The organism is Pseudomonas sp. EA_5y_Pfl2_R50 (genome assembly GCF_963970475.1).
Lineage (GTDB): Bacteria > Pseudomonadota > Gammaproteobacteria > Pseudomonadales > Pseudomonadaceae > Aquipseudomonas.
This window is the reverse complement of the sequence record NZ_CAXAPT010000005.1, coordinates 298,510-320,669: the sequence shown is the minus strand read 5'-3', so window position 1 is coordinate 320,669 and position 22,160 is coordinate 298,510. Positions and strand designations below refer to the sequence as shown.

Genomic DNA, 22,160 nt, shown 5'->3' with positions numbered 1-22,160 from the left:
AGCGTCGCCCGGCACCGCAATTATGGGTTCAAGGCCCGCGCCAAAAACGGCGCGGTCTTGCTCTTTTTGCTCGCGGCGACTTTTTGCGGCGTGCCGGCCACGACAATCCTGCCGCCCTGATCCCCTGCCCCCGGGCCAATGTCGATCACCCAGTCACTCTGCGCCACCACGCGCATTTCGTGCTCGACGACGATCACCGTGTGTCCGGCCGCCACCAGCGTATCCAGTTGCTCCAGCAGCCGGTCAACGTCCCGTGGATGCAGCCCGGTGGTGGGTTCGTCCAGCACATACAAGGTCGCGCCGCGCTGGTTGCGTTGCAGCTCGGTGGCCAGTTTGATCCGCTGCGCTTCGCCACCGGACAACTCCGTAGCCGGCTGCCCCAAGCGCAGATAGCCGAGGCCAATATCGCGCAACACTTCCAGCGAACGGCGAATCCCTGCTTGCTCGGCAAACACCGTTACGGCTTCATCGACGGTCAGTTGCAGCACCTGGGCAATGCTCAAATCCTCCCAGCGAATCGCCAGGGTCTGCGGGTTGTACCGCGCGCCATGACAGGTCGGGCATGGCGCATACACGCTGGGCATGAACAGCAACTCGACGCTGACGAAGCCCTCGCCCTCGCAGGTTGCGCAACGCCCTTTGGCAACGTTGAAGGAAAACTGCCCGGCGTCGTACCCCGCCTCCCGCGCCTCAGGCGTGGCGGCGAACAGTTTGCGCACGTTATCGAACAGCCCGGTGTAGGTCGCCAGATTGGAGCGCGGCGTGCGACCGATGGGTTTCTGATCGACTTGCACCAGGCGCTTGATCGATTCCAGCCCTGAAGTGACCTGCCCGGTGCTGATTTGTGGCGCGTCATCTTCGAGGCTGAGTTCTTCCGGCTCGCTCTCCACCGGCGCACGGCCCAATTGCGCACTCACCAGTTCCAGCAACGCCTGACTGACCAGACTCGACTTGCCCGAGCCTGACACGCCCGTCACCGAGGTAAAGCAGCCCAAAGGGAATTCAGCGCTGAGGTTGTTGAGGTTATTGCGGGTGATGCCGTCGAGTTTCAGCCACGCCGTCGGTTTACGCGCCGCACGGGTTGAACGCCGGTTTTCAGCAAACAGATAGGCACGGGTTTGTGATGCGTCAATGGCGGCCAACCCCGCCGGCGGGCCGCTGTACAACACCTGGCCGCCCTTCTCGCCCGCCGCCGGGCCAACGTCGATCAACCAGTCGGCACGGCGCATGGTCTCCACGTCATGCTCGACGACAAACAACGTGTTGCCATCCGCCTTCAAGCGCTGCAAGGCTTCGAACAACGCCTCGCCATCGGCCGGATGCAACCCGGCGGACGGCTCGTCCAGCACGTAGATCACCCCGAACAGTTGCGAGCCCAACTGCGTAGCCAGCCGCAAACGCTGCAACTCGCCGGACGACAGGGTCGGCGTGCTGCGTTCCAGTGCCAGATAACCAAGGCCCAGATCGGTCAGCGTACTGACGCGCTCCAGCAGATCCTCGGCAATTCGTTGCGCGGCCAGACGTTTTTCCAGCGACATGTTCGGCGTATGCCGCACGTCCGGCGCGCTGGCGTGGCCACTGGCGCCGTGGGCCACCCGTTGCTCGCGGGCTTCGCGGGTTTGCGCATGGCTGAGGGTGTCGCCGGTTTCCTCGGCGTGTTCAAGGTAACTGGCTGCTGCCACCGGCCTGAGCACTTCGGCGACTTGCAGCAAGGGCATCTGCGCCAGCTCGCCGATGTCGTAGCCGGCGAAGGTCACCGACAACGCCTCGCGCTTCAGGCGTTTGCCCTCACACAGCGGACAAGGGCTGCCGAGCATGAACTGCGAGACGCGCTTTTTCATCAGCGCACTTTGCGAATGGGTGAAGGTGTGCAGGATGTAGCGCCGCGCGCCAGTGAACGTGCCCTGGTAACTGGGCTCCATCTTGCGTTTGAGGGCGACACGGGTTTCTTCCGGGGTCAGCCCGGCGTACACCGGCACGGTCGGGGTTTCTTCGGTAAAGAGAATCCAGTCGCGGGTTTTTTTCGGCAGTTTCTTCCACGGGATGTCGACGTCAATGCCCAGGGTCACGAGGATGTCGCGCAGGTTCTGCCCTTGCCAGGCCAGCGGCCAAGACGCCACGGCGCGCTGGCGAATGGTCAGGTTCGGGTCGGGCACCATCAAGGCTTCGGTGACTTCATACACCCGCCCCAGACCGTGGCAATCCGGGCAGGCGCCCTGAGGCGTGTTCGGCGAAAAATCCTCGGCGTACAGCATCGGCTGCCCCGGCGGATAGCTGCCGGCACGGGAATAGAGCATGCGGATCAGGCTCGACAACGTCGTCACGCTACCCACCGACGAACGCGTACTCGGCGTGCCACGCTGCTGTTGCAGGGCCACCGCGGGCGGCAGGCCTTCAATGGAGTCGACATCCGGCACGCCGACCTGATCGATCAGCCGCCGCGCGTAAGGCGCCACGGATTCGAAATAGCGCCGCTGGGCTTCGGCATATAACGTGGAAAATGCCAGCGACGACTTGCCCGAACCGGACACCCCGGTGAACACCACCAACGCATCGCGAGGGATGTCGACATCGACGTTCTTCAGGTTGTGTTCACGGGCGCCACGCACCCGGACCATGCCGGCCGGCGCTTTCGGGTTTCGCTTGGATGTCATTGACGGGCCTTGCTTGAGGGCTCAGGCACTCAGCACCACGCGCAGCATCTGCAACAACGCTTCGGGGCTGTAAGGTTTGCCGAGCAAGTGAGTTTCAGGACTCAGTTGGTGATTGCGCGAGATGATGTCGCGGGTATGGCCGGAGGTGAACAGCACCGGCACCGGCGGCGTCTGCACCTTGGCCCATGCCGCCAGATCAGCGCTTTTGATCAGCCCCGGCATGACCACATCGGTGAAGATCAGGTCGACGTCGATGCCTTCCAGCAGCATTTGCATGGCCACATCGCCATTGCCGGCGGTCAGCACCCGATAACCTTCTTCGCGGAGCAACTCGACAGCCGAGGCGCGCACGGCTTCGTTGTCCTCGACCACCAGCAGCGTCTCGTGCCCGCCGCTCTGTTGCCGTTGCAGATTGGGCGACTCATCAAGAATCGGCCGCAGACTGCGCGGGAAGTACAGCTGCACCCGTGTGCCCTCACCGACCACACTGTCAATCTCGACGTGCCCGCCACTCTGCTTGACGAAGCCGAAAACCATGCTCAAGCCCAATCCGGTGCCTTGACCGTCGGCTTTGGTGGTGAAGAACGGTTCGAACACCTGCTCCAGCGTGTCTGGCGAGATGCCGACACCGGAATCGGTAACCGCCACCCGCACGAAATCGCCGGGAGCGATATCTTTACCGGCGCAAAACTCACGACTGAGGCGCACATTGGCGGCGCTCAGGCCGATGGTGCCCTCGCCCTTCATCGCATCGCGTGCATTGATGGCGAGATTGAGGATCGCGTTTTCCAGTTGATTGCGGTCCACGTTCAAGTGCCACGGTGATTGTGGCAGTTGCACGTTGATCTGAATGGTCTCGCCCAGCGCACGCTGCAACAACTCGCCGACCCCCTCGAAGATCTGCCGTGGATTGCACACCGCCGGCGACAACGGTTGGCGTCGGGCAAACGCGAGCAATTGCGAGGACAGCTTGGCGCCGCGCTCGACGGCCGCCAGCGAGGCGCTGACGCGGCGCTGCACGTTGGCATTGTCCGGCTCATGACGGGCGAGCAAATGCAGATTGCCGGCGATCACTTGCAGCAGGTTATTGAAGTCGTGCGCGACGCCGCCGGTCAGACCACCAATGGCTTCGAGTTTTTGCGACTGTCGCAACTGTTCTTCAGCCGTCAGCCGCGCCTCGACTTCTTCGGCCACGCGCTGTTCGAGGTTGCGGGTAAATTTGAGCAGGGATTCTTCAGCAGTCTTGCGTTCATGAATATCGATCAGTACCCCGGGAAAGCGCAGCGGCTTGCCGTGTTCGTCGAACTCACACCCACCACTGGCCAACACCCACAGATAACTGCCGTCACTGCGCTGGACGCGATACTCGGCGTTGTACGGCTCGCCGGTCTGCACGGAATGAGCCACGCTTTCCTGTACCCACGGGTGATCATCGGGATGGATGCGCGACTCGACAATGTTTTGGGGCAGATTGCTCAGATCCTGATCCGGCGGATACGAGAACGTGCGAGCGAAACGCTCATCGGCCGACAGCGTGTTGTTTTTCACATCCCAGACAAACGAGCCGAGCAAAGCCCCGGCATTCAGCGCCAGACGGACCCGCTCATTGTCGGCGCGGTAGGCCTGTTCCGCCGCCTGACGCCGGCGTTCGGAGTGCACGAATTCAGTGGTTTCCACCACCATCGCCATCACCCCGGCGGGTACGCCGGCATCGTTGGCGATCGGGCTGTAATACAGATCCATCCAGACGTCTTCGGGAACGCCATCGCGCAGCAGCACCAGTTCCTTATTGCGGTACGACAAGGTGCCACCCGCCAGACAGGTATCAACCACATGGCGATTGAATTCGGCGACTTCCGGCCAACCCAGCTCCACTGGCGAACCGAGCAGATACGGATGGCGACCACCGGCAAATGTCGAATAGGCATCGTTGTAGATCATGTACCCGGCGTGCCCCCAGAGCATGACCATCGGCAGCGGCGAAGCCAGCATCAACTGCACCGCGCTGCACAGGCTGGCCGGCCAGCTGTTCAGCGGACCTAGTTCGGTGCGGCTCCAGTCGAACGCAATGATGCGCGCGGCCATTTCGCCTTTCCAGCCGTCACAACCATGGCTATCGGATAAAAACTGCATCGACTGACTCAGTGCCCTGTGGTGATTGCCCGATAAATCGCGACGCCATAATGACGCGGCGCCCGTCTTTTTCGAGCGTCTGCAAGCGCATTGGTTTCATTAGAGGTATAGCCGATTTCATGCCTTCCGGGGACTAGACCCCGATCAGGTGCTTGAGCGGATGGTAGCCAGTCTTCATCTTCGCGGCGACGTCGAGAATGGCCTTTTCGATGCCGTTCAAATGCATGCAAGTCAGCTCGATGGCGGCGCTCTGATTGCCCGCCTCGATGTACTCGATCAGGCGCAGGTGTTCATCGTCGCGGCACACTTCATGGCTGTCGTCGTCCAGCGCAGCGGCGTACAACGAGGCACGCGAGATCAGTTTCTGGAACCAGTCGAGCAGCACCGGGTTGTTCAGGCTGCGCGCCAGCTTGATGTGGAACTCGCCGAGCAGGTGAATCAGCCGTTCGTGGTCACCGGCGGCGTGGGCCTCATCTTCCAGCAGCAGGTGCTCGCGCAAATCCTGCATCGCTGCCGTGTCCTTGCGCCGGCACAGTTCGGTGACGATGCCGATCTCGATCAGCCGGCGGGTTTCGAACAGCGAACGGATCTCTTCGTTGCTCGGCAGCGACACCGATGCACCTTTATTGGGCTCGGTGGTGACCAGTCCGTCGGCTTCCAATTGCTTGAGCGCGGCACGAACCGACGTGCGGCTGACATTGAACAATTCGGCCAGCGAAGCCTCGCCCAACTTCATTCCAGGACGCAACGAGCGCTTGCTGATCGCCTCGTAAACCCCTTGGTAGACGCGGTCGACCGTGGTCTCCAGTTTCTTCTCGGTCATTCAGACACTCCTTTAGCGTCGGGCAACCGCCTCTGGCGATTCGCTGCCATGGAAAAAAGGGGGTTGCACACGCAGATTAATCCGGGTATTTCTAAATTGCATTCATATATTGCATACAATAAATAGAGGATTACACCATTATGGGTCAACCAATAGCAATTGAAGTGCGCAACGTCTCCAAACGATACTCCGATGATCCTGGCCTCGCGCCGGCCCTCGATAATGTCTCGGTGAACATCGCCGACAACGAATTCTTCACCCTGCTCGGCCCCTCGGGCTGCGGCAAGACCACCCTGCTGCGCACCATCGCCGGTTTCGAACACGTCAGTGAAGGCGAGATTCGCCTGGCTGGCGAGCCGGTCAATGATTTGCCGCCGTTCAAGCGCCGGGTCAACACGGTGTTCCAGAGTTACGCGCTGTTTCCGCACATGAGTGTTGCGCAGAATATCGCCTTCGGCCTCGAGATGCAGGGTCTTGATCGCAAGTTGATTCCAGAACGGGTCAACGAAATGCTCGCGCTGGTGCAAATGGAGCATCTGGCCGGGCGCAAACCGGCTGAACTGTCCGGCGGTCAACAGCAGCGCGTGGCTCTGGCACGGGCCTTGGCGCCGAAACCCAAAGTGCTCTTGCTGGATGAACCGCTGTCGGCGCTCGATCTGAAGCTGCGCAAGGAAATGCAGGTCGAACTCAAGCGCGTACAGAAAGAAGCCGGCATCACCTTCATCTTCGTCACCCACGATCAGGAAGAAGCGCTGACCCTGTCGGACCGTATCGCGGTGATGTCGGCCGGCAAGATTCTGCAGATCGGCACGCCGACCGACATCTATGAACACCCGAAACATCGCTTCGTCGCGCAATTTATCGGCGACATCAACTTCCTCCCGGGCCAGCTCAAGCACGGCGAACACAATGAAAAACTCTTCGTGCCCAACGGCATGCCGGTCGAGATTGCCTGTCAGCCCCAGGGCTTCGACGGCAGCAGCGTGCAACTGGCGTTTCGCCCGGAGCGTTCGCAACTGGTCGATCCCAGCGAGCCGCATCATCTGCGCGGGATCATCGAAGCGGTGCTCTACGTCGGCACCGCGACGCTGTACCAGTGCCGCCTGAACAATGACATCAAAGTCATGCTGCGCGAAAACAACGAAGGCCTGAATCCTGGTCGCGCCGTTGGCGAGCGCGTCGCCGTGCACCTGCCACCGCATGCCTGCCTGTTGATGGAGGCCTGAGATGAGCGTCAGCAGCACTTCCCCTGCCCTCAACCGTGCGCTGTTGCTCAGCCCGGTGGTGTTGACCCTGCTCGCCCTGATCGCCATTCCGCTGGGGATCATGGGTTACATCAGCCTGTTGCCGCGCAACACTTACGGCGGCGTTGACTGGCAAGCGCAATGGCAATTACACAGCTATGTCCAGTTGTTTTTCCAGGAAGGCTTCGACGGTGAGCTGGAACTGAACTGGGTCTACGCCCAGGCATTGTTGCGCTCGGTGCTGCAGGCCGGCGGCACCACCGTGCTGTGCTTCCTCTTCGGCTTTCCGGTGGCATTGTGGATGTCGAGCCTGACTCCGCGCCGACGCAACCTGATGGTGTTGCTCATCACCATTCCGTTCTGGACCAACCTGCTGATCCGCAACTACGCGTGGCTGATCATCCTCCGCGAGCACGGATGGGTCGCACAGAGCCTCAATGCGCTGTTGCCGGGTGCCGGTGGCATCACCCTGCTCTACAACGACTTCGCGGTGAGCGTCGGTCTGGTCTACAGCTTCCTGCCATTCATGATCCTGCCGATCTACTCGACCCTGGAAAAACTCGACTGGCGTCTGGTCGAAGCCGCTTACGACCTCGGCGCCAATCGCTGGCACGCCTTGCGCCGGATCATCCTGCCGCTGTCGATGCCCGGGGTGATTGCCGGTGCGTTGCTGGTGTTCGTCCCCAGCCTTGGCGCTTTCATCACCCCGGCGATTCTCGGCGGCGGCAAAACCTTGATGATCGGCAACCTGATCCAGCAGCAGTTCGGCACGGCACGTAACTGGCCGCTGGGCAGTTCGCTGTCGTTCCTGTTGCTGGCGATTCTGCTGGTGTCGCTGGTGCTCTATGCGCTGTACAGCCGCCATGCGGCGAAGACCATCAATCGGGGGGCGAAAGCATGATTTCCCTGCACCTGAAAAAACTTCCGGCGACCCGCGAAATCAGCCTGCTGATCCTCGCTTATCTGTACCTGCCGATCTTCGTGTTGATCGCCTACAGCTTCAACGCCAACCGCTCGGCGACGGTGTGGACCGAGTTTTCGTTTGCCTGGTACGGGCGGATTCTGGCCAACCCGTCGATTCAGACGGCGGCGCTGAATTCGATCATCGTCGCGACCATCGCTACAGTCTGTGCCACGGCGATTGCCCTGCTCGCGGCGCTGGCGACTTACCGGCCGTTTTACGGGCAGAAAATGGTCGAGGGCGGCATCAACCTGCCGCTGATCCTGCCAGAGATCGTCACCGCTGTGGCGACCTTGCTGCTGTTCATGGCACTGGGCATCAAGCTCGGTTTGCTGACGGTGATCGTTGCGCACATCGGCTTCTGCATTCCCTTCGCTTATCTGCCGATTCGTGCGCGACTCAACGATCTCGACAAAAGCCTGCTGGAAGCGGCCAACGATCTGTATGCCAATCCGTGGCAAGTCTTCCGCCGCGTGACGTTGCCGTTGCTGTGGCCGGCGGTGCTGTCCGGTGCGGTGCTGGCGTTCGTGGTCAGTCTCGACGATTTCATCATGACCTTCTTCGTCGCCGGGCCCGGTTCGACGACGTTGCCGGTGTACATCTTCTCGGCAATCAAGGCTGGCGTGACGCCGGAGATCAATGCGATCTCGACGTTGATGCTGGTGATTTCCATCGTCCTTGTGGTGCTGGCCTTCTGGCTGGGCCAACGCGGTAAACAACAATAAATCTGGAGCGCTCTGTTCATGAAAAACAAAAGCATGCGTCTGGCAATGTCCGGTCTGGCCCTGAGTTGTTTCGCCGCGTTCGGCGCTCACGCCGCCGAACCCAAAGAGCTGTTTTTCTACAACTGGACCGACTACTACCCGGTCGACCTGTTGACCAAATTCGAAAGGGAAACCGGCATCAAGGTGACCATGGACGGCTACGACAGCAACGAAACCCTGCTCGCCAAATTGCAGGCCGGCGGCGCCGCCTATGACGTGATCGTGCCGTCGCAGTCGATCATGCAGACGCTGATCAAGCAGGACCTGCTGATGGAAATCGACGCGCCAAGCCTGAGCAACTTCCAGTACGTCAAAGGGCCGTTCCGCGATCCGGGCTTCGATCCGGGGCGCAAGTTCTCGGCGCCCTATCTGTGGGGCACCACCGGGTTTTCCTACGACAGCGCACGGGTGCCCGGCGGCAAACTGGATGACTCGTGGAAAGAGTTCTTCGAACCGCGCAAGGAACTGCAAGGCCAGCTCGCCGCCCTCGATACGTCGAGCAGCGTGATCAACGCCGCCAGCCATTATCTGAACATCGACGAATGCAGCGAAAACCCGCAGGACGCCAAACGCATCCTCGAACTGCTGCAAAAACAGAAGCCGTTTTTGAAGATGTACAGCTCGGACAACACTGTGGATCGCATGGCCTCGGGCGAGGTGATCATGATGCAGAACTGGAACGGCTCGACCGCGCGGGCGACGTTGCAGAAGAGCACGATCAAGTACGTCTATCCGCGTGAAGGCCTGGCGATGTTCCAGGACAACTTCGCCGTGCCGAAAAGCGCACCGCACCCGGGCAACGCGAAGATCTTTATCGACTGGATGATGAAGCCGGAGAACGCGGCAGCCGTGTCCAACGCCATTGCCTACGCCAACGGGATTCAGAGCGATTCATTGCTTGATCCGAAATGGAAGGTGATGGACGCGATCAACATGCCTGAGGAATACGCCTCGCGTTTGCGCCCTGAAAAGGAATGCAGCAACAAGGCGCGGGAGCTGCAGGACCGCATCTGGTCGAAGCTCAAGGGCTGATTGCTTGATCTGAAACCGAGGCGCGGCCTTCGCGAGCAAGCCCGCTCCCACAGGGGATTTTGGTTGCCCACCAACTTTGAGCACAACACTGAGCCCATGTGGGAGCGGGCTTGCTCGCGAAGAGGCCCGCCCGGCCAACACATAATTCGAAGACCTGAATGAGGTTTGTATGCCCCAGCCACACTGGCTCCGCAACGTGCGCCCCTACGGTGCCCCCGCCGAAGACCTGCTGATCGAAAACGGCCGGTTTGCCCAGCGCCGCCCGGCGTCCAACGCGCCCGTGACTGCTACTGACATCGACGGCCAACACCAACTGCTCACCAGCGCCTTGGTCGAAAGCCATGTCCATCTCGACAAAACCCTCTACGGCCAACCCTGGCGCCCGAACAGCGCCGGCCCGACGCTCAAGGATTACATCAGCAACGAACGCCGCATCCTCCGGGAAGTGAAAGCGCCCATCGCCGAACGCGCCGGCGCCCTGTTGGAAAACTGCATCGCCCGTGGCTCGCTGACGATGCGTTGTCACGTCGACATCGACCCGGAATTCGGCCTGCGCCACGTCCAAGCCATGCAGCAACTGCGCGAACGCTACAAAGACCTCATCGACCTGCAACTGGTGGTGTTCCCGCAAACCGGGTTGATCAGCCGCCCCGGCACCGCCGAACTGATGCGCGAAGCGATGGCGCTGGGCGTGGAGAACGTCGGCGGCCTCGACCCGTGCGGCATCGACAACGACCCCATCGCGCAACTGGATTTCGTCTTCAAACTGGCGGCTGAATTTGGCCGTGGCGTGGACATTCACCTGCATGACAAAGGTGAGTTGGGCCTGTGGCAGATCGCGCTGATCGCTGACTACACCGAACGTTTCGGCCTGCAAAACCGGGTGATGATCAGCCACGCCTACTGCCTGGGCATGTTGCCGTGGCGCCAGGTCAACCCGGTCGCCGAGCGTTTGGCGGCACTGGGCATTTCGCTGATGAGTTCGGCGCCCGCCGACACTGCCGTGCCACCGTTCCTGACCCTGCGTGCGGCTGGCGTGAATGTCTGCCTGGGTTCCGACGGCATTCGCGATGCGTGGTCACCGATGGGCAATGGCGACATGCTCGAACGGGCGATGTTGCTGGCGTTCCGGTTTGATTTGAGCAAGGACGATGAGCTGGCGGCGGCGTTTGATGCAGCAACGGTGAATGGCGCGCGGGCGTTGGGTATCGAGGATTACGGATTTGCACTCGGGCACCGTGCAGACTTTTTGCTCATGCCGGTCGAGACACTTGGTGAAGCCGTGGTGGCGCGGCCATTGCGTCAGGTCTATCGCGGCGGTGAGTTGATCGCCGAAGGTGGCCGCTTGCTGAGCAGCCGTCTGTGAAACGCATCGGTCTGCGCGCCAGTTGCGTGGTCGGCTTCGACGGCACTCGACATGTGCTGTGGCGTGACGGCGAAGTGGTGTTCGCCGGGGCGCGCATCGAGTTTGTCGGCCGTGGTTATGCCGGCCCGGTGGATCAATGGATCGACCACGGCAACGCGTTGATCGGCCCCGGGTTCATCGATCTCGACGCCCTGGGCGATCTCGATTCCACCGTGCTGACGCTGGACAACGGCGACGAGCGCGCCATGGGTCGCATGTGGTCATCAGAATACCTGGCAAACGGCCCGCGTGAGACGTACAGCGTCGACGAAGAGGTTTTCAAATACCGCTACGCCTTCACCCAGTTGATCCGCAACGGCATCACCACGGCGATGCCGATCACCTCGATGTACTACCGCCAATGGGCGGAAACCTACGACGAATTCGCGGCCGTCGCGGCTGTTGCCGGCGAACTCGGACTGCGCACTTACCTCGGCCCTTGCTACATGAGCGGCATGGCTTACTGGCGCGCGGACGGCAGCCTCGCTCATCACTGGGATGAACATCGGGGGCTGGCCGGGCTGGCGGCAGCCGAACGGTTTTTCAAGGATTTCGACGGTGCCCACCATGGGTTGATTCGCGGCGCATTGCTGCCTGATCGCATCCAGACCTGCACCCCGACGTTGTTGCGGCGCACGGCCGATCTCAACCGTGAGCTGCAAGCGCCGCTGCGCCTGCATTGCTGCCAGTCGCCGGGCGAATACCGGATGGTTCAGCGCCTGCACGGGGTGTCGCCGCTCAATTGGCTGGAGCAACTGGACCTGCTCACGCCGCGCAGCGTGTTGCCCCACGGCATTTACACCTCGGGCGCTGACGATTTGCAGCGTCTGGTCGACGGCGAAGCCAGTCTGGTGCATTGCCCGGTGGTGTTCGCCCGCGATGGCGAGGCGCTGAATTCATTGGGGCGGTATCGCGCCATGGGTATCAACTTCGCCCTCGGCACCGACACTTGGCCGGCGGATCTGCTGGAGAACATGCGTCACGGCCTGAACATCGCACGGCTGATGGAAGGCGGTTCCGCGCTGACCAGCAGCCTCGATCTGTACAACGCCGCCACTCTGGGGGGTGCCAAGGCGCTGGGACGCGATGACCTCGGACGCCTGGCCCCCGGCGCCAAAGCCGACATCACCGTGTTCAGCCTGCGCGGACTGCATTTGGGGCCGCTGTTCGATCCTTTGAAAAACCTGCTGCTGGCCGGACGTGGCGACGACTGCATCGCCAGTTACATCGACGGGCGTTGCGTGATGCACGACGGTCAGGTCAGCGGCGTCGACTACCCCGCCCTGCAACGTCAGGCGCAACGCCAATACGAAAAACTCATGCGCAGCCACAGCGACCGGGCGTTGGGCCGACCGGACTGGAAAACGTTGTTCCAGCCAGCCATTCCGTTCGCCGATGACTACAGCGCCGACGCGCCGTTGAGCGCGATTGATCCCCTTCTTTAGAGACTTCTGCCATGCACAGCTTTGATTTCAGCCAGCTCAGCCCACGGGAAAAGTACAAGATCCTCATCGGCAGCGTGGTGCCACGGCCCATCGCTCTGGTCACCACCATCGATGGCGAAGGCCGGGTCAACGCCGCGCCGTTCAGCTTCTTCAATGCGTTGTCGGCCGATCCACCGATTCTCGCCCTTGGCGTGGAAAACTACGGCGACCAGACCCCGAAGGACACCACGCGCAATATCCAGCTGAACCAGGAATTCACCGTGAACATCGTCAGCGATGCGCTGGTGGAAGCGATGAACGTCTGCGCCGTGCCCTTCGCGCCGGGCTTCGATGAATTGACCGCTGCCGGCCTGACGGCGATTGCCGGTACCACGGTGAAATGCCCGCGCATCGGTGAGGCGCCGGTGGCGCTGGAATGCCGACGGATGATGGCGCTGAATATCGGCCAGTCACGGGAGATCATTTTTGGCGAGGTGTTGATGGCACATGTGCGCGATGAACTGATCGATCCGAAGACGCTGTACATCGATCAGTTGGCGCTGGACGCCATCGGACGCATGGGCGGCCACGGCTATGCACGCACCCGCGACTACTTCGACCTGCCGACCCGCTCGTTGCAAGCGTGGACGGAAGCACCGGGGGGTGGCGAGCGGTTTTGGCCAGCCGCCAAATAACCCCCTTCTCAATGTGGGAGCGGGCTTGCTCGCGAAAGCGGTGTATCAGACAAATAATCTTTGAATGACACACCGCATTCGCGAGCAAGCCCGCTCCCACAATGGTTTTCAGTTGTACCTGATGACTCAGTCCGTGCCGTATTTCGGCGAGCGCGGGCCATACAGCAAGCCCGCCGGATGCCCGGCCGAGAGCAGACGATTGCTCGCCACACCGGCAATCGGATGACCGGCATCAGTGGAACTGTTGATGATCTGCTTGACCGCCGCCGTGATCAGCATGCCGATCAAACCGCCGCCACCGTTGTTGCCACCCTCTTCGCTCGACGCGCGGGCCGCGCCGGTCCACAGGGTGGTGCCGGTTTTCAGGTCAACCAGTTTCGCCGTCGCGGTCACCGCTGTTTCACTGCTGATCACCATGTAACGCGTGCCGTATTCGCTCACGGTGATGTACAGCGCCGCGTCTGCACCGAAGATGTCCCTGAGCTTGTTCGGCGCAGCCTGATGGATGTCATCCGGGGTGGTCAGGCCGTTCTGGCGGAAGGTTTCGTCCACCAGGGCAATCGGCAGCACGTAATAACCGGCCTCGGCCAGCGGGAAGGTCACTTGCGACAGCAGGCTGTACGACGCCTTGACGTCCGGCGAGGTGTTCAGCGGCGGCAGCACCAGAATGGTCTTGGGGCGTGCCTGTTTGTATGCCGAGTAATCCACGGTCTTGGGGGCGACACAGCCACCGAGCACGGCCAACGCCAGGCCGGCAGCCAGCAGTTTCAAAGTACGCGAGATCATTTGCTCTCTCCGCCCTTGGCGTTTTCAAGCAGAAAATCCATGTACCTGCCGGACTCGGGGAACAGGTTTTTCTCGGTGTTGAACTGCTGCACCATCTGATCGTCCTTGCCCATGCTCAGATAGAGCAGACCCAAGTGCGCGTGGTAACCCGGCGGTACGGCCTTGCCGGTGGAGCGGATTTTCTGCAGGTCACGTTCCAGCGCTTCGGCCTGGGCTTCCTTCGGCTCCTCGCCTTTGAAGTATTCGTAGACCTGGGGCTCGTAGCCTTCCCACTGGTACAGGGTTTGCGGGCTGCTGCAACCGGCCAGCAAAGCGCTGGTCGCCAGCGTCAGCGCCATTAACGAGCGCGACAAAGTCAGGTTCATGGTTGTTGCTCCTTGCAATGGGTGTCGATCAGTTGCCCGGTTTCCAGGCGCCGGCGTTCATGCCTTCCACCAGGCGATTGATCGCCTCGCGCATGGCCAGATCCAGTACTTTGCCGTTGAGGGTGGAGTCGTAGGCAGCGGTGCCGCCGAAGCCGATGATTTCGCGGTTGGACAAGGCGTACTCGCCGGCGCCCTGGGTCGAATAGACCACCTCGGAGGTGCTGATGTTGACGATGTTCAGGTTGACCTTGGCGTAGGCGACCTGGGTCTTGCCACGGCCAAGAATGCCGAACAACTGGTGATCGCCGGTCTCTTTGCGGCCGAACTCGGTGACGTCACCGGTGACCACGTAATCAGCACCTTTCAGACGCTGGGCCTGGCCTTTGATGGCCGCTTCCTGCTGGATTTCACCCATGTTGTCGCGATCCAGCACGCTGAAGCGGTTGGTCTGCTGCAAGTGGGTGATGAGAATGGTTTTGGCCTGGCCGCCGAGACGGTCGACGCCGTCGGAGAAGATCCCGCGCATGTAGCTGGAGCGGTTGTCGAACTTGCCCACTGCCATTGGCACGCGAACGCCGGTCCAGACTTGAGTGGCGCTTTCAACCTTGGCCACCGGCAACGCGCGCGAGCTTTCGGTGGCGCAACCGGCAAGGTTGGTAGCCAGGGTGCCAAGCACGGCAATCGCCACGCCCGAGACCAACATCCGGGAGATCATTCTCACTGAGCATTCCTTCTTGAAAAACAGGGGGTGTACCGGCACCGCAAAGCGGTACGGGGCTGAAAAGGGCCGGCATTATGACAAAGTGCCATCATTGGTGACAGGTTTTTTTGACGCCAATGAATTGGCTGGTTGATGGCCATACACAATCAACTGTGGGAGCGGGCTTGCTCGCGAAAGCGGTGTGTCAGACGAATCATCTTTAACGGATGGATTGCCTTCGCGAGCAGGCTCGCTCCCACATGAAATTTTGTGTTTGGCTTGGGGGTAGGAATCAGTGGAAATCGCGGCTCTGCACGCGGATGCCGTTGAGCAGCGGGCTGAGGTCGCTCAGGCGGCCGGCAATCAGGTGGCGCACATCGCCCTCGCGCTCCCAGCGGCCGTCGACTTTCAGTAGTTGCGAACCGACCAGCACCTGACGCTGACGCTCGGCCAGATCACGCCAGACCACCACATTGACGTTGCCGAACTCGTCTTCCAGGGTCACGAAGGTCACACCACTGGCGGTGCCCGGGCGTTGGCGTCCGGTGACCAGCCCGGCAATGCTCACCGGTCGGCCATGTTCGACGTCGAGCAATTCCTGCGAACTGCGGCAGCGTCGCGCTTTCAACTCGCCGCGCAACAGCGCTAGCGGGTGCGGCCCCAACGTGGTGCCCACCGTTGTGTAATCGGCGTGCAGGTCTTCGCCGACGCTGGGTTTGGGCAACGTCACGTCAGGCTCTTCCTGGCTCGGCAACCCGGCAAACAGTCCGAGTTGTTTCTGCACCCCGGCGACTTCCCAGCGCGCCCGATGCCGGTGCCCGGCCAACCCGCGCAACGCTCCGGAATCCGCCAGTAACGCCTGCGCGCGACTGTCCAGCGCGGCCCGCTCGCCAAGGTCGGCCACATCGGCAAACGCCCCGCGCTCGCGCGCCGCTTCAATGCGCCGGGCATCGTCCTCGCGAAACCCCTTGATCATCCGCAGGCCCATGCGAATCGCCGGTTGTGCCGCCGCGATGGTTTCCAGGCTGCAATCCCAGTCACTGGCGCGCACGTCAACCGGACGGATCTGCAATTGATGCCGGCGGGCGTCCTGAAGAATCTGGTCCGGGCTGTAGAAACCCATCGGCCAACTGTTGATCAGCGCACAGGCGAACGCTGCCGGTTCGTGGCACTTGAGCCAGCAACTGGCGTAAGTCAGCAAGGCAAAACTGGCAGCGTGTGATTCGGGAAATCCGTAACTGCCGAAGCCTTTGATCTGCTCGAAAATCTGCGCGGCGAACTCCGGCGTATAGCCGTTTTTCTTCATGCCGGCGGCCAGGCGCTCCTTGTGCGGTTCGAGGCCGCCGTGGCGTTTCCACGCGGCCATCGAGCGACGCAACTGGTCGGCCTCGCCGGGGCTGTAGTCGGCGGCAACGATGGCGATCTGCATCACCTGTTCCTGAAACAACGGCACGCCGAGGGTTCTCTCCAGGACGACTTTAAGTTCTGGCGACGGGTAGGTTTCCTCTTCTTCCTTGTTCCGGCGACGCAGGTACGGATGCACCATGCCACCCTGAATCGGCCCCGGCCGGACGATGGCCACCTCAATCACCAGGTCGTAGAACTTCGCCGGTTTCAGACGCGGCAGCATCGACATTTGCGCCCGCGACTCGATCTGGAACACGCCGATGGTATCGGCACGGCTGATCATCTCGTAGGTCGCTTTGTCTTCGGCCGGGATCGTCGCCAGACTCAAGTCCAGATGGCGATGGCGACGCAGCAGGTCGAAACAGCGGCGGATCGCACTGAGCATGCCGAGGGCGAGGATATCCACCTTGAGCAAGCCCACCGCGTCGAGGTCGTCCTTGTCCCACTGGATGATCGTGCGCTCGGCCATCGCCGCGTTTTCTACCGGCACCAGGGTGTCCAGCGGTTGCTCGGAAATCACGAAACCACCGGGGTGCTGCGACAGATGCCGGGGGAAACCGATCAGTTGCCCGGTCAGACTCAGCACCCGCCGCAACACCGGGCTTTCGGGATCGAAGCCACCTTCAAGCAAACGCTCGACCGGCGGTGTTTCATCGCTCCAGTGGCCGCAGCAATCGGCCAGTGCATTGATCTGATCCGGCGGCAGGCCCAAGGCCTTGGCCACGTCGCGCACAGCCCCGGCGGCGTGGTAAGTGCTGACCACGGCGGTCAGCGCCGCACGGCCACGACCATAACGGCGGAACACGTATTGCAGGACTTCTTCGCGGCGTTCGTGTTCGAAGTCGACGTCAATGTCCGGCGGCTCGTTGCGCTCCCTGGACATGAAGCGCTCGAACAGCAATGTGGTGCGATCCGGGTCGATTTCGGTGATGCCCAAGGCAAAGCATACGGCCGAGTTGGCCGCCGAACCGCGCCCCTGACAGAGAATGTGTTGCTCGCGGGCGAAACGCACCACGTCGTGCACGGTGAGGAAGTAGCTTTCGTAGCCGAGTTCGGCGATCAGCTTCAGCTCATCGTCGATCTGCTTGAGCACTTTGGCTTGCGGGCCTTTGGGCCAGCGCCAGGCGATGCCTTCCCCGGTCAGATGGCGTAGCCAGGAACTGGCGCTGTACCCCTCGGGCACCAGTTCTTTCGGGTATTGATAACGCAACTCGCCCAGATCGAAGGTGCAGCGCCGGGCCAGTGACACTGACGCGTCCAGCAAGGCCGGCGGATACAGCTCACGCAACACCTCGACACTGCGCAAATGCCGCTCGCCATTGGGGTGCAGACGCAATCCGGCCTCGGCCACCGGCACGCGATGCCGGATCGCCGTCATGGTGTCCTGCAAGGCGCGGCGGCCACGGGCGTGCATGTGCACATCGCCGCTGGCTACCGCCGGGATCTGCAACGCTGCGGCCAGGCTCAACAACTTCGCCAGACGCTGCTGATCGTTCTGTCCGCGATGCAATTGCACCGCCAGCCACAGCCGCTCGCTGAAAGTCGCTTGCAGCCATCGGCCCTCTTTCAGGTCTTCCGGCGAATCCGGCACCCACAACACCTGCAATCCCGGCAACGGCTCGCTGAAGTCCTCGCGCAGCACCTGATACTGGCCTTTCTGCGTCCGCCGTCGGGCGCGGGTGACCAAGCCGCACAAGGCTTGATAGCCCGCAAGGTTCTCCACCAGCAGGACCAGTTTCGGGCCGTTTTCGATGCGGATTTCACTGCCGATGATCAGCGGCAGTTCAACCGATTTCGCCGCTTGCCAGGCGCGAACGATCCCGGCCAGGGTGCATTCATCGGTGATCGCCAGCGCCTGATAGCCGTGTTTTTTCGCCCGCTGAAACAGTTCAAGGGCACTGGAAGCACCGCGCTGGAAACTGAAGTTCGACAGGCAGTGCAGTTCGGCATAACCGTCGCTCATGCAAACCAGCCCTGCAGCCACAGGGGGCCGCCCTCACCCACCGCGCGATAAGCCCAGCCTTGCTGACCGGCGCGGTTCTGGATCAGGTAGTAATCGCGGCGCACGTCGTCACCGTCCCACCAACCGGATTCGATGCGCTCCGGCCCCATGAGAATCCGCGCTGAACCTTCAGCCACACTCTGCGGTTCACCGAGCAACCAGCCCGGCCGCTGCACACCGGGCAACCCGGCGCAACGCTGTTTGTCGACGCCGTGCTGCCACGCGCATTCCGGACGATGATCCGCCTGAAAACGCAGCCCCTGCACCGCGTTATCGCCCAGGCGTGCACGCAGGCGTTCTCGCAATTGCTCCCAGGGCAAGGTCTGCTGCGGACGGTCGTCGAACAATTCCTGAAACTGCGGCACGAAGCTCGGCAGATCCTCGGCGCGCAACCGGAAGCCGCGTACCGGGGCCTCCACCTGCACTTGCTCCAGCCGCCCACGGGCCAACTCGAAGAGCATCGACGGATCGCGTTCGGCGCTGAGCAAGCCGACCTTGATGACAGTGTCCGGCAGCCCGGCGTGCTCCAGATGCAGATCGAAACGTTGCACGCCACTGTCGCGTCCGCACAGGAACGCTGACAGATCGCCGGTCAAACGGCGTAACGGAAACAGCAAGGCCTGATGGGATTGCACGTCGAAATTGAGTTCGATGCGCACATCGAAACGGTCCGGCGGCAGGTAAAAGGCCAGCGCCAGCGGACGTGCACCGAACAGGGTGTCGAGGTGTTTGAGCATCTGCGCCTCGAAACGCCGGGCCAGGGCCTGACGCGGCAGACTCTGCACCTGACTGAGATGGCGCAGGCCCATGCGCGATAACGCCGTGGCCACCGCCGGTTCCAGGCCGACACGGTCGACCGGCAACTGCCCGAGGTGATGCTGCAAGGCTTCACCGTCCGGCACCACCAGGCCATCGTAAGCATTGGCCAGCACCCGTGCTGCCACCGGATTGGGCGCGGCGACGATGCGATGACGAAAGCCCAGGTCGGTCAGTTCCTTGCGCAAGCGCGCTTCGAATTGCGTCCAGGAACCGAACAGGCCAAGACTGGATTCGATCTCGAACACCACGGTACGCGGGTAATGCACGCTGACTTGCGCGCTGAAGCGATAGGCCCACGCGGCGAGAAACTGCTGCCAGTGCTCGACGTCGGCGGCCTCGTAGTCGGCGGTGGCAAAGCCTTTGCTCATGGCCTGGGCGGCAGTCATCGACTGGCCGGCCCGCAAACCGAGCTTGTGCGCCGCCGGATTGACCGCTTGCAACACCCGACGCTGGGCCGGGCCGCTGAGCAGCACCAACGGCTCATCGGCATCGGGACGCTGGCGCAGCACGGCGTCGAGGGCCAATTGCGGAAACAGAATACACACCCAGCGCATGTCGACCTCAATGCCCCACGGCAAAGGCAATCGGCGCCGCACGCGCCAGCCCGCCACGGCACTTGAGCACGCGTAATTGTGCAGGTTTGGCATCAATGGCAATGCGCAGCGCCGCCGGTGACGGGTTGATCGCCTCGCTCAACGGCCGCCAGGCAAACGCCAGGGTCTGGCCGGTTTCCGCGGCGACCTGCAAGCGCCGCAACGCGCGGTCATCGGCCTTGTGCGGCCAGCACAGCACCGCGCCGCAACTGCCGGAACGCAAACACTGTTCCGCCGCCCACAAGGCATCGCGCTCACAGGCCTGAATCACCGACAACTGGCGCAGATCGACCCCGGCGTTCTCCCACGCCTGCGGGTATGGCACGAACGGCGGCGCCACCAGCACGATGCGCTCGCCCGCCGCTGACAACCGCGCCAGCGTCGGCCAGACCAGTTGCAGCTCACCGACACCGGGGCCGGCCAGGAGGATTTCGCTGAGCGCCGCTTCCGGCCAGCCACCGCTGGGCAATGCCGCGTCCAGCGCGGCGTGCCCGGTGGGTTGCGGACTGGCGGCGGGTGGCGCAGGCCGGCCCTTCCAGACCTGGCCGCCATTGAACAGCGTATCCAACGCAACGACGGCGCCCATCAGCCTTGCCTCACCAGACCGCAGAACACCCCTTCGATGGCCAGGTCCTGATCATCGCGCACGACAATCGGCTGGTACGCCGGGTTACGCGGCAGCAGGCGCACTTCATCACCGAGCCGTTCGAAGCGTTTGATGGTGACCTCACCGTCGAGCCGCGCCACAACGATCTGGCCGTTGAGCGCTTCGGGATTGCGCCGCACGCCGACCAGATCGCCGTCGAGAATGCCGTCCTCGATCATCGAATCGCCCTGCACCCGCAGCATGTAGTCGGGTGTGCGCGAGAACAGCGCCGGGTCGAGCATCAAGCGGCCATGAATGTCGGCATCGGCGCCAATCGGCGCACCGGCAGCCACGCGACCGAGTACGGGGATATCGAGCAACTCGGCACGCGGCGGTTGCCCGAGCAGGCGAATGCCCCGGGCCTGATGCGGGTTGACCTCGATAAATCCGGCTTCGGTAAGTGCCAGCACGTGCTTGCGCGCCACGCTGCGCGAGGCAAAACCAAAAGCCTCGCTGATTTCAGCGAGGCTTGGGGGCTGACCGTGTTCGGCGATGCGTTCGCGGATAAAGGTCAGGATGGCGGTACGGCGGGGAGTCAGGTTCGTCATGGAGTACATTTGTACTCTTTTCGGAATTTTCTGACAACGACCACCAGTCGGCCCACGGCAAGCCCGCTCCCAGAGGGGGATGGTGTACGCCGGAAGATTCAGTGGCGTTTGAGGATCTGGTTCATGACCCCGTCGGCGGGGTGTCGTCAGTCGCCACGAATGTGCGCATATAACCCGGCGACGTCCATGCTCAGTCCTCAGCCGATGCGCAAGGCGCGCAGATCGAGGAGACCGTCCTTGAGCGGCGGGCACCAGTAGTAGCCGCCAGTGATCGGCCGGCTGATGCGATAGAGGCCATCGGGGATGCCGTCTTCCAGACCGCTCATGCGCCGCAGTTGCGCTTCGAAGGCGTCCAGCGAGAAGCCGAAGGCGAGGAACATCAAACCGGCGCGATCACCTTCGATCCATGGCATCGAACGGCGCACGACAAACGCCTCCGGCGCGAAGCTTTCCTGCGCGGTGCGTTTGACGTGGGCGGAAACCGGCGCGTCGTCGATCTCTTCGTTGTCGCTCAGACGACGACCCATGATGTTGTCTTTGTCGTCGGCGGTCAGTTTGTGGAAACCCTTGAGGTCGTGCTGCCACTGCTGAATCGCGGCAAAGCTGCCACCGACCATGCCGTCAGTGCCCGCGCTTTGCAGGGCGGCGGCGATGGCCGCTTCGTCGTGGGGGTTTTCGGTGCCGTCTTCATAGCCGGTCAGGTCGTGGCCGTCCTTGTGGCGGAAGGCTTCCTGCATCTCGACCAGGCGCAGGGCCGGCGCCAGTGCGGCTTCGAGGGCATTGCAGCGGTTGAGCAATTCACCACGGTCGACGCCGTGCAACCAGACCCACAATGCGTGCTGGGTCGACGGGTTCTCGACGCCGACGCCGGTCAGCGCCGGGAAGCTGCGCAGGCCGTCGATCTGTACGTTGAGAGCCTTGACCAGGGATTCACCGAAACCGACCACCGCCGACTTGCCGTCCACCTGATTGATCAGGTTGTCGAGCGCCTGCGGCAACGCTTCAACCGACGCCAGGGCGAAAAACAGGTGGCGTGCTTGTGGCGGAACAGGGGTGGCGAGAATGCCCGGCTGGTAGTAACTCATGTGAACTCCTTGAAAAAGTGCGCGGAGTTTACCTGTGGCCGGAGGATTTGTGGGGGTTTGGATGGAGTCAAAAG

18 protein-coding genes are annotated in these 22,160 nt (G+C 62.2%); 7 read left to right on the top strand and 11 right to left on the bottom strand.

Going from position 1 to position 22,160, the window contains the following annotated elements; translation table 11 throughout:
- Positions 1–20: 20 nt before the first annotated feature.
- From AACY19_RS11275 to AACY19_RS11265, 3 genes are all read right to left on the bottom strand, one after another.
- Complete coding sequence (locus AACY19_RS11275) at positions 21–2,654, bottom strand: excinuclease ABC subunit UvrA (RefSeq protein ID WP_339450307.1); 2,634 nt, start codon at positions 2,652–2,654, stop codon at positions 21–23.
- 21 nt (positions 2,655–2,675) lie between these two features.
- Positions 2,676–4,787 carry a hybrid sensor histidine kinase/response regulator gene (locus AACY19_RS11270; RefSeq protein WP_339450306.1) on the bottom strand — a complete coding sequence of 704 codons (2,112 nt, stop codon included), beginning with the start codon at positions 4,785–4,787 and terminating at the stop codon, positions 2,676–2,678.
- A gap of 133 nt (positions 4,788–4,920) precedes the next feature.
- Positions 4,921–5,610, bottom strand: a complete 690-nt coding sequence (locus AACY19_RS11265) for a GntR family transcriptional regulator (protein WP_016985306.1) — start codon at positions 5,608–5,610, stop codon at positions 4,921–4,923.
- Positions 5,611–5,750: 140 nt separating this feature from the next.
- Here AACY19_RS11265 and AACY19_RS11260 point away from each other — a divergent pair, with 140 nt between their 5' ends.
- From AACY19_RS11260 to AACY19_RS11230, 7 genes are all read left to right on the top strand, one after another.
- Positions 5,751–6,836, top strand: coding sequence for an ABC transporter ATP-binding protein (locus tag AACY19_RS11260; RefSeq protein WP_339450305.1), 1,086 nt, complete (start codon positions 5,751–5,753; stop codon positions 6,834–6,836).
- A 1-nt stretch (position 6,837) separates the two neighbouring features.
- Positions 6,838–7,755: an ABC transporter permease gene (locus AACY19_RS11255; protein WP_339450304.1), complete on the top strand. Its 918-nt coding sequence runs from the start codon at positions 6,838–6,840 to the stop codon at positions 7,753–7,755.
- Entirely contained in the window at positions 7,752–8,540 is a 789-nt protein-coding gene (locus tag AACY19_RS11250; protein WP_008085891.1) for an ABC transporter permease, read from the top strand. The genes AACY19_RS11255 and AACY19_RS11250 overlap by 4 nt, the downstream gene beginning before the upstream one ends.
- Before the next feature lie 18 nt (positions 8,541–8,558).
- Entirely contained in the window at positions 8,559–9,611 is a 1,053-nt protein-coding gene (locus AACY19_RS11245; protein ID WP_339450303.1) for an extracellular solute-binding protein, read from the top strand.
- A 169-nt stretch (positions 9,612–9,780) separates the two neighbouring features.
- Positions 9,781–10,977 carry an amidohydrolase family protein gene (locus tag AACY19_RS11240; RefSeq protein ID WP_339450302.1) on the top strand — a complete coding sequence of 399 codons (1,197 nt, stop codon included), beginning with the start codon at positions 9,781–9,783 and terminating at the stop codon, positions 10,975–10,977.
- Positions 10,974–12,461, top strand: a complete 1,488-nt coding sequence (locus tag AACY19_RS11235; RefSeq protein WP_339450301.1) for an amidohydrolase family protein — start codon at positions 10,974–10,976, stop codon at positions 12,459–12,461. Before AACY19_RS11240 ends, AACY19_RS11235 begins: the two co-directional genes overlap by 4 nt.
- A gap of 11 nt (positions 12,462–12,472) precedes the next feature.
- Positions 12,473–13,135, top strand: a complete 663-nt coding sequence (locus AACY19_RS11230) for a flavin reductase family protein (RefSeq protein ID WP_339450300.1) — start codon at positions 12,473–12,475, stop codon at positions 13,133–13,135.
- A 126-nt stretch (positions 13,136–13,261) separates the two neighbouring features.
- Here the strand turns inward: AACY19_RS11230 and AACY19_RS11225 are convergent, their stop codons facing one another.
- The 8 genes from AACY19_RS11225 to AACY19_RS11190 form a co-directional block, all read right to left on the bottom strand.
- Positions 13,262–13,921: a DUF799 domain-containing protein gene (locus tag AACY19_RS11225; protein WP_339450299.1), complete on the bottom strand. Its 660-nt coding sequence runs from the start codon at positions 13,919–13,921 to the stop codon at positions 13,262–13,264.
- Positions 13,918–14,286: a DUF4810 domain-containing protein gene (locus AACY19_RS11220; protein ID WP_339450298.1), complete on the bottom strand. Its 369-nt coding sequence runs from the start codon at positions 14,284–14,286 to the stop codon at positions 13,918–13,920. The genes AACY19_RS11225 and AACY19_RS11220 overlap by 4 nt, the downstream gene beginning before the upstream one ends.
- A gap of 28 nt (positions 14,287–14,314) precedes the next feature.
- Positions 14,315–15,001, bottom strand: coding sequence for a CsgG/HfaB family protein (locus AACY19_RS11215; protein WP_445262304.1), 687 nt, complete (start codon positions 14,999–15,001; stop codon positions 14,315–14,317).
- 277 nt (positions 15,002–15,278) lie between these two features.
- Positions 15,279–18,356 (bottom strand): error-prone DNA polymerase, encoded by a 3,078-nt coding sequence (locus AACY19_RS11210; protein ID WP_339450297.1) that lies wholly within the window; start codon positions 18,354–18,356, stop codon positions 15,279–15,281.
- Positions 18,353–19,768 (bottom strand): Y-family DNA polymerase, encoded by a 1,416-nt coding sequence (locus AACY19_RS11205; RefSeq protein WP_339450296.1) that lies wholly within the window; start codon positions 19,766–19,768, stop codon positions 18,353–18,355. The genes AACY19_RS11210 and AACY19_RS11205 overlap by 4 nt, the downstream gene beginning before the upstream one ends.
- Before the next feature lie 7 nt (positions 19,769–19,775).
- The gene (gene imuA, locus AACY19_RS11200) at positions 19,776–20,393 is read right to left on the bottom strand and encodes a translesion DNA synthesis-associated protein ImuA (protein ID WP_339450295.1); all 618 of its coding nucleotides are present in this window, start codon (positions 20,391–20,393) and stop codon (positions 19,776–19,778) included.
- The gene (gene lexA / locus AACY19_RS11195; RefSeq protein ID WP_339450294.1) at positions 20,393–21,010 is read right to left on the bottom strand and encodes a transcriptional repressor LexA; all 618 of its coding nucleotides are present in this window, start codon (positions 21,008–21,010) and stop codon (positions 20,393–20,395) included. The genes imuA and lexA overlap by 1 nt, the downstream gene beginning before the upstream one ends.
- 188 nt (positions 21,011–21,198) lie before the next feature.
- Positions 21,199–22,086, bottom strand: coding sequence for a Dyp-type peroxidase (locus AACY19_RS11190; protein WP_339450293.1), 888 nt, complete (start codon positions 22,084–22,086; stop codon positions 21,199–21,201).
- Positions 22,087–22,160: the final 74 nt, after the last annotated feature.

What these genes read in the sequence shown, in the direction of transcription:
- AACY19_RS11215 (WP_445262304.1), bottom strand. Translation starts at nt 15,001, where the DNA reads ATGATCTCCCGGATGTTGGTCTCGGGCGTGGCGATTGCCGTGCTTGGC.
- imuA (WP_339450295.1), bottom strand. Translation starts at nt 20,393, where the DNA reads ATGGGCGCCGTCGTTGCGTTGGATACGCTGTTCAATGGCGGCCAGGTC.
- AACY19_RS11245 (WP_339450303.1), top strand. Translation starts at nt 8,559, where the DNA reads ATGAAAAACAAAAGCATGCGTCTGGCAATGTCCGGTCTGGCCCTGAGT.
- AACY19_RS11275 (WP_339450307.1), bottom strand. Translation starts at nt 2,654, where the DNA reads ATGACATCCAAGCGAAACCCGAAAGCGCCGGCCGGCATGGTCCGGGTG.
- AACY19_RS11190 (WP_339450293.1), bottom strand. Translation starts at nt 22,086, where the DNA reads ATGAGTTACTACCAGCCGGGCATTCTCGCCACCCCTGTTCCGCCACAA.
- AACY19_RS11225 (WP_339450299.1), bottom strand. Translation starts at nt 13,921, where the DNA reads ATGATCTCGCGTACTTTGAAACTGCTGGCTGCCGGCCTGGCGTTGGCC.
- AACY19_RS11255 (WP_339450304.1), top strand. Translation starts at nt 6,838, where the DNA reads ATGAGCGTCAGCAGCACTTCCCCTGCCCTCAACCGTGCGCTGTTGCTC.
- AACY19_RS11265 (WP_016985306.1), bottom strand. Translation starts at nt 5,610, where the DNA reads ATGACCGAGAAGAAACTGGAGACCACGGTCGACCGCGTCTACCAAGGG.
- AACY19_RS11220 (WP_339450298.1), bottom strand. Translation starts at nt 14,286, where the DNA reads ATGAACCTGACTTTGTCGCGCTCGTTAATGGCGCTGACGCTGGCGACC.
- AACY19_RS11240 (WP_339450302.1), top strand. Translation starts at nt 9,781, where the DNA reads ATGCCCCAGCCACACTGGCTCCGCAACGTGCGCCCCTACGGTGCCCCC.
- AACY19_RS11250 (WP_008085891.1), top strand. Translation starts at nt 7,752, where the DNA reads ATGATTTCCCTGCACCTGAAAAAACTTCCGGCGACCCGCGAAATCAGC.
- AACY19_RS11270 (WP_339450306.1), bottom strand. Translation starts at nt 4,787, where the DNA reads ATGCAGTTTTTATCCGATAGCCATGGTTGTGACGGCTGGAAAGGCGAA.
- AACY19_RS11205 (WP_339450296.1), bottom strand. Translation starts at nt 19,768, where the DNA reads ATGCGCTGGGTGTGTATTCTGTTTCCGCAATTGGCCCTCGACGCCGTG.
- AACY19_RS11210 (WP_339450297.1), bottom strand. Translation starts at nt 18,356, where the DNA reads ATGAGCGACGGTTATGCCGAACTGCACTGCCTGTCGAACTTCAGTTTC.
- AACY19_RS11230 (WP_339450300.1), top strand. Translation starts at nt 12,473, where the DNA reads ATGCACAGCTTTGATTTCAGCCAGCTCAGCCCACGGGAAAAGTACAAG.
- lexA (WP_339450294.1), bottom strand. Translation starts at nt 21,010, where the DNA reads ATGTACTCCATGACGAACCTGACTCCCCGCCGTACCGCCATCCTGACC.
- AACY19_RS11260 (WP_339450305.1), top strand. Translation starts at nt 5,751, where the DNA reads ATGGGTCAACCAATAGCAATTGAAGTGCGCAACGTCTCCAAACGATAC.